The sequence below is a fragment of the Kitasatospora sp. NPDC036934 genome, assembly GCF_055608425.1.
Map to the genome: position 1 here is coordinate 358,122 of NZ_JBVJQR010000003.1, position 13,818 is coordinate 371,939.

12 protein-coding genes are annotated in these 13,818 nt (G+C 72.7%); 8 read left to right on the forward strand and 4 right to left on the reverse strand.

What is annotated here, in order from left to right; all coding sequences use genetic code 11:
- The first annotated feature begins 142 nt into the window (after window positions 1–142).
- A complete protein-coding gene (locus ACZ7BZ_RS06700) occupies window positions 143–457 on the forward strand; it encodes a basic helix-loop-helix domain-containing protein (protein WP_465742271.1) in 315 nt (104 codons plus the stop codon).
- 126 nt (window positions 458–583) lie between these two features.
- On the opposite strand, the gene ACZ7BZ_RS06705 is transcribed toward ACZ7BZ_RS06700, so the two are convergent.
- Together ACZ7BZ_RS06705 and ACZ7BZ_RS06710 are read right to left on the reverse strand one after the other, a co-directional pair.
- Window positions 584–892 (reverse strand): AzlD domain-containing protein, encoded by a 309-nt coding sequence (locus ACZ7BZ_RS06705; protein WP_470357548.1) that lies wholly within the window; start codon window positions 890–892, stop codon window positions 584–586.
- Window positions 892–1,680 (reverse strand): AzlC family ABC transporter permease, encoded by a 789-nt coding sequence (locus tag ACZ7BZ_RS06710; protein ID WP_470357414.1) that lies wholly within the window; start codon window positions 1,678–1,680, stop codon window positions 892–894. The genes ACZ7BZ_RS06705 and ACZ7BZ_RS06710 overlap by 1 nt, the downstream gene beginning before the upstream one ends.
- Window positions 1,681–1,877: 197 nt before the next feature.
- Between ACZ7BZ_RS06710 and ACZ7BZ_RS06715 the strand changes: the two genes are divergently transcribed.
- Window positions 1,878–2,468, forward strand: a complete 591-nt coding sequence (locus tag ACZ7BZ_RS06715; protein ID WP_380451096.1) for a helix-turn-helix domain-containing protein — start codon at window positions 1,878–1,880, stop codon at window positions 2,466–2,468.
- Between the two features lie 111 nt (window positions 2,469–2,579).
- Here ACZ7BZ_RS06715 and ACZ7BZ_RS06720 read toward each other — a convergent pair whose 3' ends face one another.
- Entirely contained in the window at window positions 2,580–4,433 is a 1,854-nt protein-coding gene (locus tag ACZ7BZ_RS06720) for a cholesterol oxidase substrate-binding domain-containing protein (protein WP_470357415.1), read from the reverse strand.
- Between the two features lie 438 nt (window positions 4,434–4,871).
- On the opposite strand from ACZ7BZ_RS06720, the gene ACZ7BZ_RS06725 reads away from it, so the two are divergent.
- Both ACZ7BZ_RS06725 and ACZ7BZ_RS06730 read left to right on the forward strand, forming a co-directional pair.
- Complete coding sequence (locus tag ACZ7BZ_RS06725) at window positions 4,872–5,666, forward strand: carbon-nitrogen hydrolase family protein (RefSeq protein ID WP_470357416.1); 795 nt, start codon at window positions 4,872–4,874, stop codon at window positions 5,664–5,666.
- Window positions 5,667–5,858: 192 nt separating this feature from the next.
- The gene (locus tag ACZ7BZ_RS06730) at window positions 5,859–7,304 is read left to right on the forward strand and encodes a class II fumarate hydratase (RefSeq protein WP_470357417.1); all 1,446 of its coding nucleotides are present in this window, start codon (window positions 5,859–5,861) and stop codon (window positions 7,302–7,304) included.
- A 91-nt stretch (window positions 7,305–7,395) separates the two neighbouring features.
- Here ACZ7BZ_RS06730 and ACZ7BZ_RS06735 read toward each other — a convergent pair whose 3' ends face one another.
- Window positions 7,396–7,866 carry an SPW repeat protein gene (locus tag ACZ7BZ_RS06735; RefSeq protein WP_470357418.1) on the reverse strand — a complete coding sequence of 157 codons (471 nt, stop codon included), beginning with the start codon at window positions 7,864–7,866 and terminating at the stop codon, window positions 7,396–7,398.
- 184 nt (window positions 7,867–8,050) lie between these two features.
- On the opposite strand from ACZ7BZ_RS06735, the gene ACZ7BZ_RS06740 reads away from it, so the two are divergent.
- From ACZ7BZ_RS06740 to hppD, 4 genes are all read left to right on the forward strand, one after another.
- On the forward strand, window positions 8,051–8,623 hold the full coding sequence (locus ACZ7BZ_RS06740) for a PadR family transcriptional regulator (RefSeq protein WP_470357419.1): 573 nt from the start codon (window positions 8,051–8,053) through the stop codon (window positions 8,621–8,623).
- Window positions 8,624–8,838: 215 nt separating this feature from the next.
- Window positions 8,839–10,539 carry an acyl-CoA dehydrogenase family protein gene (locus tag ACZ7BZ_RS06745; protein WP_470357420.1) on the forward strand — a complete coding sequence of 567 codons (1,701 nt, stop codon included), beginning with the start codon at window positions 8,839–8,841 and terminating at the stop codon, window positions 10,537–10,539.
- A gap of 407 nt (window positions 10,540–10,946) precedes the next feature.
- Window positions 10,947–12,293 carry a phosphoribosyltransferase family protein gene (locus tag ACZ7BZ_RS06750; protein ID WP_470357421.1) on the forward strand — a complete coding sequence of 449 codons (1,347 nt, stop codon included), beginning with the start codon at window positions 10,947–10,949 and terminating at the stop codon, window positions 12,291–12,293.
- A 268-nt stretch (window positions 12,294–12,561) separates the two neighbouring features.
- Window positions 12,562–13,776, forward strand: a complete 1,215-nt coding sequence (gene hppD / locus ACZ7BZ_RS06755; RefSeq protein WP_380451112.1) for a 4-hydroxyphenylpyruvate dioxygenase — start codon at window positions 12,562–12,564, stop codon at window positions 13,774–13,776.
- Window positions 13,777–13,818 lie beyond the last annotated feature (42 nt).

Consider the following 13,818-nt stretch of genomic DNA (forward strand, 5'->3'; position numbering starts at 1 on the left):
TTGTAGTCTCGGCGGGACACCGGCGAGTATTCCGTAACCCGCCCGGCCTCGGACCGACGGGAGCGCGTGAGGAACACGACATGTCCAACACGGCGCCGGAGAACGCGACCGGCCCGAGCGGACACGGAAGGGGAGGCGGAGCATGACGCGTTGGGCGCTGGTCGTCGAGGAGACGGTGGGCATCGGCAGGGACCGGACCTGGGGCAGCAAGGTGCTCGGCGAGGTCGAGGGCACCCGCGAGGAGGCCGTCGCGGAGCTGCGGCGGATCGTCCCGACCTACACCCCGGATCATCCGATGAGCAGCCGACGGAAGACGCTGCTCCGGGACGGGGACACCTATCTGCTGATCCTCCAGGGGAGCATGCGCGACTACCACTGCGTGTTCAAGGTGTGGGAGCTGCTGTGGGACAGCAAGCGGCCGGAGATCCAGGCGGAGCGGTCGGCGACGGACGACTGACGCCGAGCGGCTGACGGCTGACGGCTGACGGGCAACAGCGAACAGCTGACAGATTTCGAAATCTGTCAGCTGTTCGCTGAAACTTGTTCGTTGTCAGCCGTCAGCCCGGCGCCCCGCCTGTCCCCATCACCCCACCCCGCACAGCCGCAGCACCGCCGCCGTCCCGGCGGCGGCCAGGACCACCAGTGGGAACGGCGCCCTGCGCCACGCGAGGACCCCGGCGACCAGCACGCCCGCCGGGCGCGCCCACCCGGCGAAGCCGTGCCCCTGGGTCAGCGCGCCGGTCACCACCAGCGCGACCAGCAGCACCGCCGCCGCGACCAGCAGCAGGTGGCGCAGCCGCTCCGAGAGCGCGAGCCGGTGCCCGAGCAGTGGACCGGCCACGCGGTAGGCGTAGGTCCCGGCGGCCAGCAGCAGCACGGCGTACAGGGGCATCATCGGACGTCCTCCTTCACGGCCGCCGCAGCGACCACTGGCTCCGGAGACTGCGGCGGCTCCGGCGACTCGAACGCCGACCCCGGCCCCGACTTAGGCCCCGACCCCGGCTCCGACGCCGCCATCGGCCGCCCGGCGAACAGCAGCCCGACCAGGGCGAGCAGCACGGGCAGCCCGGCCGGTACGAACGGTGTGGCCGCGACGGCCACCGCCGCGCCCGCCACCGCCGCGGTACGGGTCCCGCGGTCCGCGAGCGAGGGCAGCACCAGGGCGAGCAGCACCGCCGGGAAGGCGGCGTCCAGGCCGAACACGTCGGTGTCCCCGATCAGCCCGCCGGCGAGGCCGCCGAGCAGCACCGCGACGTTCCACACCACGAACAACGAGACCCCGCAGGTCCAGAACACCGCCCGGCGCCGCCGCGGTTCGCTCTCCTGGAGCGCGAAGGCCGCGCTCTCGTCGGTGAGCATCTGCGCCCCGAACAGCCTTTGCCACCAAGGACCCTGGAGGACGTCGGCGACGGCGAAGCCGAACGGCAGCAGTCGGGCGTTGAGCACCAGCCCGGTGGCGACGGCGGCCAGCGCCCCGCCGCCGGACAGCACCACGCCGACGGCCGCGAACTGCGAGCCGCCCGCGAAGACGAGGACGGAGAGGGCCACCGGCACCCAGAGCGGCAGGCCGCCGGACACGCTGATCGCGCCGAAGGAGGCGCCGACCAGCGCGTCGGCGAGGCAGACCAGGGCGATGTCGCGCAGGGTGGCATGTTCGAGTGTTCGGAGAAGCGAACGCATGTCCATCAGAGTGAACCCGAGACACCAGGTTCGTCAAGGCGAACGGAACGACCGGCACAGCGAACGACGCTCGCCGACGACATCCTCGGCGACAGCCGTGGCAGCATGAACGGCACCGACCGGCGCCAGCCGGCCCCGAGCGGCGCCGACTGCGGGAAGCCGACCGAAGGAGTCTGGAGAAAGCGTGAGTGGCGAGGATGAGTGACCGGACCCCCCGGGCCGAGGGCGCCAACGGCTCCGGCACGGAGCTGATCGGCCAGATCGCCGCGGCCATCCGGCGCGAACGCGAACGCGGCGGACTGTCGATGACCGAGCTGGCCCGCCGCGCCGGCATCGCCAAGTCGACGCTCTCCCAACTGGAGTCGGGCGCGGGCAATCCCAGCGTGGAGACGCTCTGGGCGCTCGGAGTGGCGCTGAACGTGCCGTTCAGTCGACTGGTCGACCCGCCACGCCCGACCGTCAAGGTGCTGCGGGCCGGAGAGGGCCCGGTGACCCACTCCGAACGGGCCGACTACGCGGCCACCGTGCTCTCCTCCTGCCCGCCGAACGCCCGGCGCGACATCTACCGGATCGAGGCCCAGCCCGGCGAGACCCGGGCCTCCGACCCGCACATGCCCGGCACCGTCGAGCACGTGATGATCGGCGCGGGTCGGGCCCTGGTCGGCCCGAGCGAGTCACCGGTCGAGCTGGGCCCGGGCGACTACATCAGCTACCCCGGCGACGCCCCGCACGTGTTCCGCGCCCTGGCCCCGGACACCCTCGCGGTGATCGTGATGGAGCACATCTGAAGGCCGCCTCCGGCGCGGCCGAACGCCGGGAACGGTCGACGACTGACGGCTGACAGATTTCAAAATCTGTCAGCCGTCAGCTGTTATCTGTCAGCCGTCACCCGTCAGCCGCTACTTCAACAGCCCGTCCAGGAACGGGTTCCCGAACACCCGGTGCGGGTCGTACCGGTCCAGCGTGGCGACCGCCTCGTCCCAGCCCGGCCCGCCGCCGGCCCGCAGGCTGTCGGGGATGACCCGGCCGAGCAGGTCCTGGTCGGACCAGGCCGCTTCCGTGGTGTAGGCCCAGCCCTTGGACCACTCGACCCGCAGGCCGGCCCTGGTCCCGTCGAAGGTGCGCAGCAGCCACTGCTCCAGGTCCCGGGCGAAGCGCTCCAGTCCGGGCGTGCCGGGGAACGCCAGGACGTCGAGCCACACCGCGGTGTCCCACTCCGGCCGGTCCGCCCGCGGGCGCAGCGCGGACAGCAGCGGGGGCCGGGCTCCGGGGACGCCGGAGTAGGACGGGTCGTCCAGGCCGGTGACCCGGACCTCCACCGCACCGTTCACCGGGAACTCGCCCCGGGCCTGGTACTCCCCGAGCAACTGCCGGTAGTAGGCGGCGAACTCGCTGACCACCCACTGCAGGTCGGCCCGCTTGGTCAGGATCGCGTAGCCGTTCGCGGTGACCCGCAGGGTGGTGGGCCGGACGTACTGCAGCAGCGCTCGCGAGGGGCCCCAGAGGTCGGAGCGCAGTCCACCGGCGAGCAGGTGGGTGATCAGGTCGCCGCTGAGCAGGTCGCGAAGCAGCCCGCCGGAGAGCAGGACGTCGGTGAGGTCGCCGGTGAGCGCCACCTTGGCGACCAGGTACTGGAGTTGGCCGAACAGCGGGGCCGATCCCCAGGCGCCGGAGACGATTTGGCCGGCCAGCCGGGCGACCGGCTCCGGAATGCTGTCCGAGAAGGGGTAGTTGTAGGGCTGGTCGACGGCCCTGGAGGCGAGCGGCCTGGTCGGGGTGACGGTCCAGGTCTTGAGCCACGGGTAGTCGGTGTAGGCGAACCAGATCGCCTCGACCCGGCCGTCGCGCTCGACGAACTCGGCCAGGGTGCGCGGGCCCCCGCCACCCAGCAGCCCGCCGAGCAGTCCGCCACCGCCGGTGGCGGTCCCCGGGCGGGCGAACAGGTCGCTCGCCGGGATGTCCAGTCGACTGACGCAGCGCAGCGGGCGGTCGGCGCCGGCGCGCAGCACCACCTCGGTCAGGAAGGCGCGGCCCAGGTGCACCAGGAAGGCGGCGCTGTCGGCCTCGGCACGGTCGAAGGTGCGCAGCGCGTAGCGGCCGGTGGTCTGGTCCAGGACGACGGCGGTGAGCCGGACCACCTGGTTGCTGACCGAGCCGTAGCCGTGCCCGTCCGGGCGCAGTTCGCCGCCCGCCGGGGCAGCCGTACCGTGGCCACCGATGGCGAGCACGCCGCCGACGGTGAGGTCACCCGGCGCCGGGCAGGCCGTCAGGCCGAGGCCCCGGTCGGCCAGGTGGGCGAGCAGCGCCTCCATGCTCGCGCCGGTCTGTACCCGGACGGTGCTGGGCGAGTCGGCGGTGATGGCGGTGAGGTACCGGTTGGTGTCCAGCAGCAGGACGCGGGCGGTGTCCGGGGTCCCGTTGGCGACGGTGAGCGGCGCCCAGGTGTGCCGGTAGCCGGTGGCGCGCAGCCGCCAGCCGTTGGCGTGCGCCCAGTCGGCGAGGGCCGGGACCTCCTCGGGGGTGTGCGGCGCGCAGGTCCACAGCTGGTCGGTGCGGATCTCGCCGGACCAGTTCTGGAAGACCCGCTGGTAGAGCTCGGTGCCGGCGGGCAGGCCGGGCGGTACGGGCGCGGCGGCTTCGGCGCTGTCCGGGCCGATGGTGCCGCGCAGCAGCCAGGCCGCGCCGCCGAGCGCCGCGGAGGCGCCGAGCAGTTGCCGCCTGGTCAGGCCGCGGCCGGACTCCGGGGCGGTCACCCGCCCGTTCCCCCGCCCACTCCCCCGCCCGTCCGCCGCGCGGTGCGTGTTCTCGGTGTGATTGCCGTCGTGTTCCGTGGTCATCCGGTCCGCCCCCTGCGTCGGTGCCCCGGGCCGGGTCTCGGCGCTCCGGGGCGGTCGGTGTCCGTCCGACCCGGTCAGGAGCGTACGAAGTGCCGTACGCCCGTTTGAAGCGATCCGGCTGGGATCTCACTCGTTCGAGTGATCATGGCGCGAACGGACGAAGGCCGTCCACCCTCGTCCTCGGCGCGGCGCGGAACGACTCGGTGGACGACGGCTCGCCGTGACGCCGCCAGTTCCGAGCCGGGGACCGAGCCGAGGACCGAGCCGAGGAGCGATACCGCGTTGCCCGGCTGATCAGCGGGCGCATAGGTTGATCTTGACCACCGCCCCCCATCCCCGCCCGGAGGCCCCACCATGCCCTCGTCCGTGCCGCCGACCGCCACCGACCCGACCGGCACGGCCACCCCGGCCCCCGCCGCCGTCACCGTCGCCGTGGCCCAGCCGGTCTGCGCCGCCCCCGGCCGCCCGGACACCCTGGACGTCAACGTCGGACGGCATGCCGAGGCTGTCCGGGAGGCCGGGACCCGCCTGGTGGTGTTCCCCGAGCTGTCGCTGACCGGCTACGACCTGACCGCCCCCGCCGTCGACACGGCGGACCCGCGACTCGCCCCGCTGGTCGAGGCCTGCGCCGCGACCGGCGCCCTCGCGCTGGTCGGCGCACCGGTCGTGGAGGCCGACGGCTGCGAGTCCATCGCCACCCTGGCGGTCACCGGCGAGGGCGCCGCCGCCGTCTACCGGAAGATGCGCCTGCACGGACCCGAACTGGACCGCTTCGTCCCGGGCGAGAAGCCCTTCGTGCTGGAGCTGGACGGCCTGCGGCTCGGCCTGGCGGTCTGCGCCGACGCCGCCGACCCGACGCACGCCGAGGAGACCGCCGCGCTCGGCATCGACGCCTACGTCGCCTCCACCCTGTACGGCCCGGGACCCGCGCAGGCCGAGCGGCTCGCCGAGCACCTGCGGGAGCGGACCACGGCGCACCGGGTCTGGGGCGTGCTGTCCACCAGCGCGGGGGCCAGCGGCGAGTTCCCGGACACCTCGGGCTGCTCCGGGGTGTGGGCGCCGGACGGCACCGTGGTCGGCCAGCTCGGCGCCGAGCCGGGCGGACTCCTCCGCGCCGAACTGCGCCGCGCCGAGTTGCCCGGCCGGTAGGCCCGCTCCGCCCGGCAACCCCGCCCCCCGCCCGCTGCGCCCGCCCTGCGCGGCAGCTCCTGCCCCCCACGGCCGGGGCGTCCGGCGGATCGCGGGCCCCGGGTGGAAATACCCGGGGCCCGCGCGCGGCTGTCGTGATCGGAAACGCCGGTGACCGGGCCGACCGGGCCCGTACAGGAGGTGCAGCGCGCGATGGGTGACGAGCGGGAGAAGCCGCAGGAGTACCGGGTCGAGCACGACTCGATGGGCGAGGTGCGGGTACCGGCCGCCGCGAAGTGGCAGGCGCAGACGCAGCGGGCGGTGGAGAACTTCCCGGTGTCCGGCCAGCGGCTGGAGCGTGCGCACATCGCCGCGCTGGCCCGGATCAAGGCGGCCGCGGCGCGGGTGAACGCCCGCCTCGGGGTGCTGGACGAGGAGACGGCCGGGGCGATCGCGGCCGCGGCCGAGGAGGTGGCGGAGGGCCGCTGGGACGCCGAGTTCCCGGTGGACGTCTTCCAGACCGGCTCGGGCACCTCGTCCAACATGAACACCAACGAGGTGATCGCCACCCTGGCGGGCGAGCGGCTGGGGCGGCCGGTCCACCCGAACGACCAGGTGAACGCGAGCCAGTCGTCCAACGACGTGTTCCCGTCCTCGATCCACATCGCCGCCACCGCCGCCGTCACCCACGACCTGATCCCGGCGCTGGAGCACCTGGCGGAGGCGCTGGAGCGCAAGTCCGTGGAGTTCGCCCAGGTGGTCAAGTCGGGCCGGACCCACCTGATGGACGCCACGCCCGTCACCCTGGGCCAGGAGTTCGGCGGCTACGCGGCGCAGGTGCGGCACGGGCGCGAGCGGCTGCTGGCCACCCTCCCCCGGGTCGCCGAACTTCCGCTCGGCGGAACGGCGGTGGGCACCGGCATCAACACCCCGCCCGGCTTCCCGGCGGCCGTCATCGAGGAGGTGGCCCGCGCCACCGGGCTGCCGCTGACCGAGGCCCGGGACCACTTCGAGGCGCAGGGCGCACGGGACGCACTGGTCGAGCTGAGCGGCCAACTGCGCACGGTGGCGGTCGGGTTCACGAAGATCGCGAACGACCTGCGGTGGATGGGCTCCGGCCCGCGCACCGGCCTGGGCGAGATCAACCTGCCGGACCTCCAGCCCGGTTCGTCGATCATGCCGGGCAAGGTGAACCCGGTGCTGCCCGAGGTGGTGCTGATGGTCGCCGCCCAGGTGGTGGGCAATGACGCGACGGTGACACTGGCCGGCGCGAGCGGCAACTTCGAGCTCAACGTGATGCTCCCGGTGATCGCCCGCAACGTGCTGGAGTCAGTGCGGCTGCTGGCCAACAGCGCCCGACTGCTGGCGGACCGGACGGTGGACGGCATCACCGCGAACGTCGAACGGGCCCGTGAGTACGCGGAGTCCTCGCCCTCGGTGGTGACGCCGCTGAACCGGCACATCGGGTACGAGGAAGCGGCGAAGGTCGCCAAGCAGGCGCTGGCCGAGCGGAAGACCATCCGCCAGGTGGTGCTGGAGCGCGGCTACGTCGAGCGGGGCGCGCTCACCGAGGAGCAGCTGGACGAGGCGCTGGACGTGCTGCGGATGACGCACCCGGAGGGCGTGTCCGACGTACGGCAGGTCCGACGCAGAGCGTGACCGACGCAAAGCGCGCGTGGGCCGGACGTGCGCCGGGGCGCGGCGGGCACTCGCGTGCCCTCCGTGCCCCGGACGCGGGCTGCGGGGAAGGTCAGCCCTTGGCTCGGCCGGCCCGGCCGAGTCGCATCGCTGCTCCGTTCGACGTGATCGTGGCCATCGAGATCGCCGCGAGGCCGAGCAGGAACATCACCGCACCGGCGATGACGCAGGTGACGATGTTCTTGCCGTGCGCGACGGACCCGGAGACGGCCCAGGGAGAGATGATCGTCCAGATACCGAGCGCGGAGGCGGCCCAAGCCCTCGCGTGGGTCCGCTCGTAGGCCGAGCCGTAGCCGGCCATCAGCGCGGTGTAGGCCAGACCCACGATCAGGCAGGTCACGGTCAGGGTGCTGAACGCGGTGAAGCCGACGATCCAAGGCGATGCCGCCAGGAAAAGACCGGCCAGTACGGCCAGGGCTTCGATGCCCTGGGCGCGGGGGGTCGAAGTGACCCGCTCGTAGTGTTCCCGGAGTTCGACGATGTCCGGGTGGTGCTCCATGCCCGTCGGCATGTGGGTTGCCACCGATACCACCTCCTGTGGTTCGGACCATGGAAGGGACAAGCCCCGTACCCATTCTGGCGCTTCTCCAAGGTTTTGCACCTGATAGTCCGGAATGACCGATAACCATCCGGTCACGCCGGTGACCTGCGTCTCAACACTCCGGCGCTCCATTGCTATGCAACTCGTTGCATAGCAGGATGCGGGCATGGCACTGGAGCACGCGATCCTCGTCTCGCTGCTGGAGCAGCCCGGCTCCGGGTACGAACTGGCCCGGCGCTTCGACCGCTCCATCGGACGCTTCTGGACCGCCACCCACCAGCAGATCTACCGGGTCCTGCGGCGGATGGAGGCGGACGGCTGGGTCGCCGCCGAGGAGGTCGCGCAGGACGGCCGCCCGGACAAGAAGGTCTACTCGGCGGCCGCACCCGGACGGGCCGCGCTGGCCGGCTGGCTGCGCGAACCGGTCGAGCCGGAGACCGTCCGGCACGAGCTCGCGGTCAAGATCCGGGCCGCCGCCTTCGACGACCCGGCCGCGCTGATCTCCGAGGTCGAGCGGCACCGCGAGAGCCACGCCGCTCTGCTCGCCCGCTACCTGCACGGCGAGCAGCGGGACTTCCCCGACCTCACCGCACTGGACACCCGGCAGGAACTCCAGCACGTGGTGCTGCGCGGCGGCATCGAGTTCGAGCGGATGACCCTCGCCTGGCTGGACGACGTGCTCGCCACCCTGCGCCGGCTCGCGGACGGCGAACGGGACCGGAAGACGGACGACAGATGACGGGTGACGGTGACGGGTGACAGCCGCCGGATGACAGATAACGGATGACGGATGACGGATTTCAGCTGACAGAGTCTGAAATCTGTTACCTGAAATCTGTCAGCTGACAACCGTCCGCTGAACCCTGTACGCCGAAAGCCGCCCCCGCCCGCCGACCCGGCCCCGCCCCCCTAACCGCGCCGAGCCCTCACACCCTCGACCCCAGGGAGCCCCTGATGCTCTTCAACCCGCGCACCTACGACCCCGCGCAGTTCGACGAGCCGACCCGTCGGCTGCTGCGCGCGACCGTCGACTGGTTCGAGTCCCGCGGCAAGAAGGCGCTCATCGACACCTACATCGACCGCGCCTGGTACGGCGACTTCCTCGAATTCGCCGCGCGGGAAGGCCTGTTCGCGGAGTTCCTGACCCCCTCGTCGGCCGACCCCGACAAGCGCTGGGACACCGCGCGGATCGCCGAGCTGAACGAGATCCTCGGCTTCTACGGCCTCGGCTACTGGTACACCTGGCAGGTCACCATCCTGGGCCTCGGCCCGGTCTGGCAGAGCGAGAACGAGGCCGTCCGGGCCCGCGCCGCCAAGCTCCTCGCCGAGGGCCACGTGATGGCCTTCGGCCTGTCCGAGCGCACCCACGGCGCCGACATCTACTCCACCGACATGATCCTCACCCCGGACGGCGAGGGCGGCTTCACCGCGACCGGCCCCAAGTACTACATCGGCAACGGCAACGTGGCCGGCCTGGTCTCGGTCTTCGGCCGCCGCTCGGACGTCGAGGGCCCGGAGGGCTACGTCTTCTTCGCCGCCGACAGCCGCCACGAGGCGTACCACCTGGTCAAGAACGTGGTGAACGCCCAGATGTACGTCAGCGAGTTCCGCCTGGAGGACTACCCTGTGCGCGCCGAGGACGTGCTGCACACCGGGCAGGCCGCCTTCGACGCCGCGCTGAACACCGTCAACGTCGGCAAGTTCAACCTCTGCACCGCCTCCGTCGGCATCTGCGAGCACGCGATGTACGAGGCCGTCACGCACGCCCACAACCGGGTGCTGTACGGCCGGAAGGTCACCGACTTCCCGCACGTGCGCCGGGAGTTGACCGACGCGTACGCCCGCCTGGTGGCGATGAAGCTGTTCAGCGCCCGCGCCGTGGACTACTTCCGCACCGCCTCCCCCGAGGACCGCCGCTACCTGCTGTTCAACCCGATGACCAAGATGAAGGTCACCACCGAGGGCGAGAAGGTCATCGACCTGATGTGGGACGTCATCGCGGCCAAGGGCTTCGAGGCGGACACCTACTTCGACAAGGCCGCCAAGGACATCCGCGGCCTGCCGAAGCTGGAGGGCACCGTCCACGTCAACCTGGCGCTGATCCTCAAGTTCATGGGCAACTACCTGTTCGCGCCCACCGACTACGCGCCGGTGCCGACCCGACTGGACGCCGCCGACGACGCCTTCCTGTTCCACCAGGGCCCGGCCCGCGGCCTCGGCGCGATCCGCTTCCACGACTGGCGCGCCGCCTACGACCGGCACGCGCAGCTGCCGAACGTCGCCCGCTTCCGCGAGCAGGCCGACGGCTTCTGCGAGCTGCTGCTCAAGCACGCGCCGAGCAAGGAGCAGCAGGCCGACCTGGACTTCCTGCTGGAGATCGGCCAGCTGTTCGCGCTGATCGTCTACGGCCAGCTGGTGCTGGAGCAGGCCGAGCTGACCGGGCTGGACGCGGACGTGCTGGACCAGGTCTTCGACGCGCTGGTCCGGGACTTCTCCGCGCACGCGACCGAGCTGCACGGCAAGGCCTCCGCGACCGAGGAGCAGGCCGCCTGGGCGCTGGCCAACGTGCGCCGTCCGGTGGCGGACGCCGAGCGCGCCGCGAAGGTGTGGGCCCGGGTCGAGGCGCTCTCCGGCGCGTACGAGATGCAGCCGTAGGGCCAGTAGGACACGCAAGACTCCGGGGGTGCCGGTCGGCGGACCGGCACCCCCGGACCGCCTCTCCCAAGCACGGGGAACAGGGGAACGAGAACCGGGAAACGGGGAACGGGGAACGGCGTCAGCCGTCGCCGAGGCCCATGTCGCGGGCCCGGGCGACCGCCTCGGCCCGGGTGGCCACGTGCAGCTTCTCGAAGATGTGCCCCCGTGCCCGACCATGTCCCGACCGCACCCCGACCATGTCCCGGGCCGCCCCGGCAGGCCCTGGAAGCGCCCTGGGCACCCCTTGGGGGCGCCCCGGGACCGACCCCGGGCCAAACCCCCCACGAGAGCCCGGGGCCGCGAGCCCCACACGCCCGGCACCGGCCCGCCGCGAGCGGCGTACGGTGGAACCCGGAGGCCGTGAAATGCACGTCACCGGAACCCACTTCACCGACCGCACCGACGCCGGCCGCCGGCTGGCCGCCCGCCTCGGTCACCTCGCCGGCCCCGGCACCGTGGTGGTCGCCCTGCCCCGGGGCGGGGTGCCGGTGGCCGCCGAGGTGGCGGCGGCGCTCGGCGCACCGCTGGACATCTGTGTGATCCGCAAGCTCGGCGTGCCCTACCAGCCCGAGCTGGGCATGGGGGCGATCGGCGAGGACGGCGTCCGGGTGCTGAACGAGCAGGTCATCCGGCTCGCCGGGGTGGGCGGGGAGCAGCTGGCGCAGGTGGAACGGCGCGAGCGCACCGAGCTGGAGCGCCGGGCCCGCCGCTACCGGGGCGACCGTCCGGCCGCCGACCTGCTCGGGCGGACCGTGGTCGTGGTGGACGATGGCATCGCCACCGGCTCCACCGCCCTGGCCGCCTGCCGGATAGTCCGGGCGCGCGGCGCGGCCCGGGTGGTGCTGGCCGTCCCGGTGGCGCCCCGGGACTGGACGGAGCGGCTGTCCGAGGCGGCCGACGAGCTGGTCTGCGTCGACACGCCGTCACCGTTCTTCGCGATCGGCGAGTTCTACGCCGACTTCACCCAGACCGGCGACGAGGAGGTGCTGCGGCTGCTGGCCGAGGCCCGGGGCGAGCGGGCGGACCAGCCGGGCGCGTCCGCCGCGGGCACCGACCGCGAGCTGGTGCTGCCCGTCGCCGGGGTCCGGCTGGCCGGTCGGCTCAGCGTCCCGGCCGGGGCGGTCGGGGTCGTGGTGTTCGCGCACGGCAGCGGCAGCGGCCGGCGCAGTCCGCGCAACCGGCACGTCGCCCGCCACCTGAACCGGGCCGGGCTGGGCACCCTGCTGTTCGACCTGCTCACCGAGGCCGAGGAGCCGGACCGGCGCAAGGTGTTCGACGTCGCCCTGCTCGGCGCCCGGCTGACCGCCGTCGCCCGGGAGCTGGGCCGCACCGAGGGGGCGCACGGCCTGCCGCTCGGCCTGTTCGGCGCCAGCACCGGCGCGGCCGCCGCCCTGTACACCGCCGCCGAACTGGGCCCGGCGGTGCGCGCCGTGGTCTCCCGGGGCGGGCGCCCGGACCTCGCCGGGCCGGACGTCCTCGGCCGGGTGGGCGCGCCGACGCTGCTCGTGGTCGGCTCCCTGGACACCACCGTGCTCGACCTCAACCGGCGGGCCCGGGCCCTGCTGGGCGGCGCGAGCGAGCTGGCGGTGGTGCCGCACGCGAGCCACCTGTTCGAGGAGCCGGGCACCCTCGACCAGGCCGCTGAGCTGGCCGGGGACTGGTTCCTGCGGCACCTGCCGGCCGTCGGCGCACCGCCCGCCGAGGGCGGGTAGCGCCGGTTGCGCAGATTTCGCGCAGGCACCGCCCGGGGGCAGCACATATTGCGCAGCCGAAGGCGGGATTTCCTGATCAGCTTGTACACATTGAGCAGTGAAAAATCGACCTGTTGCCCAACCCTCAGGACAGGAGCAAGCTCTGCGCAACCGCACCGCCCACCCGTCGCCGTGCGGCAGCGATCCACGCGATCCGCACCGGAAGGCCCCGAGCCCCCGGAAACCCCCGGAAGCCTCAACGCCGAGGCCCTGAGTGGAGGAACGAGCGATGACCCCGCAGACCCACGCCCTTGAGCTGACCCCCGAGGAGCGCGAGGCCGGCCTCGACGCCGACCAGCTGCGCCGCCTGGTCGGACTCGTCGAGCACGACCAGGCCGCCGACCCGTTCCCGGTCACCGCGCAGGACGCGGTCGTCTTCGTGGTCGGCAACGCCACCCAGACGGCCCAGTTCTACCAGGTCGTGTTCGGCATGGAGCTGGTCGCCTACTCCGGCCCGGAGACCGGCCGCCGCGACCGCAAGGCCTACGTGCTGCGCTCCGGCTCCTGCCGCTTCGTGATCAAGGGCGGCGTCCAGCCGGACAGCGCGCTGCTGGACCACCACCGCCGCCACGGCGACGGCGTGGTCGACCTCGCCCTGGAGGTCCCGGACGTCGACAAGTGCATCGAGCACGCCCGGGCCAGCGGCGCCACCGTCCTGGAGGAGCCCAACGACGTCTCGGACGAGAACGGCACCGTGCGCCGCGCGGCCATCGCCACCTACGGCGAGACCCGCCACACCCTGATCGACCGCTCCCGCTACAGCGGCCCGTACCTGCCGGGCTACGTCGTCGCCAAGAGCGGCGTCACCCACCCGGAGGGCTCGCCCAAGCGCCTTTTCCAGGCCCTGGACCACGCCGTCGGCAACGTCGAGCTGGGCCGGATGGACGAGTGGGTCCAGTTCTACAACCGGGTCATGGGCTTCGTGAACATGGCCGAGTTCGTCGGCGACGACATCGCCACCGAGTACTCCGCCCTGATGTCCAAGGTCGTCGCCAGCGGCAACCACCGGGTGAAGTTCCCGCTCAACGAGCCGGCCATCGCCAAGAAGAAGTCCCAGATCGACGAGTACCTGGAGTTCTACACCGGCCCCGGCTGCCAGCACATGGCGCTCGCCACGAACGACATCCTCACCACCGTGGACGTGCTGCGCTCGCGCGGCGTCGAGTTCCTCAACACCCCGGACGCCTACTACGACGACCCGGAGCTGCGCGAGCGGATCGGCAAGGTCCGGGTGCCGATCGAGGAGCTGAAGAAGCGCGGCATCCTGGTCGACCGCGACGAGGACGGCTACCTGCTGCAGATCTTCACCAAGCCGATCGGCGACCGGCCCACCGTCTTCTACGAGTTCATCGAGCGGCACGGTTCGCTGGGCTTCGGCAAGGGCAACTTCAAGGCGCTGTTCGAGTCGATCGAGCGCGAGCAGGACCGTCGCGGCAACCTGTGAGCGTCGGCCTACCCTGATTGACGCCGACCCTGACGGACGGTC

What these genes read in the sequence shown, in the direction of transcription:
- ACZ7BZ_RS06700 (WP_465742271.1), top strand. Translation starts at nt 143, where the DNA reads ATGACGCGTTGGGCGCTGGTCGTCGAGGAGACGGTGGGCATCGGCAGG.
- ACZ7BZ_RS06705 (WP_470357548.1), bottom strand. Translation starts at nt 892, where the DNA reads ATGCCCCTGTACGCCGTGCTGCTGCTGGCCGCCGGGACCTACGCCTAC.
- ACZ7BZ_RS06710 (WP_470357414.1), bottom strand. Translation starts at nt 1,680, where the DNA reads ATGCGTTCGCTTCTCCGAACACTCGAACATGCCACCCTGCGCGACATC.
- ACZ7BZ_RS06715 (WP_380451096.1), top strand. Translation starts at nt 1,878, where the DNA reads ATGAGTGACCGGACCCCCCGGGCCGAGGGCGCCAACGGCTCCGGCACG.
- ACZ7BZ_RS06725 (WP_470357416.1), top strand. Translation starts at nt 4,872, where the DNA reads ATGCCCTCGTCCGTGCCGCCGACCGCCACCGACCCGACCGGCACGGCC.
- ACZ7BZ_RS06730 (WP_470357417.1), top strand. Translation starts at nt 5,859, where the DNA reads ATGGGTGACGAGCGGGAGAAGCCGCAGGAGTACCGGGTCGAGCACGAC.
- ACZ7BZ_RS06740 (WP_470357419.1), top strand. Translation starts at nt 8,051, where the DNA reads ATGGCACTGGAGCACGCGATCCTCGTCTCGCTGCTGGAGCAGCCCGGC.
- ACZ7BZ_RS06745 (WP_470357420.1), top strand. Translation starts at nt 8,839, where the DNA reads ATGCTCTTCAACCCGCGCACCTACGACCCCGCGCAGTTCGACGAGCCG.
- ACZ7BZ_RS06750 (WP_470357421.1), top strand. Translation starts at nt 10,947, where the DNA reads ATGCACGTCACCGGAACCCACTTCACCGACCGCACCGACGCCGGCCGC.
- hppD (WP_380451112.1), top strand. Translation starts at nt 12,562, where the DNA reads ATGACCCCGCAGACCCACGCCCTTGAGCTGACCCCCGAGGAGCGCGAG.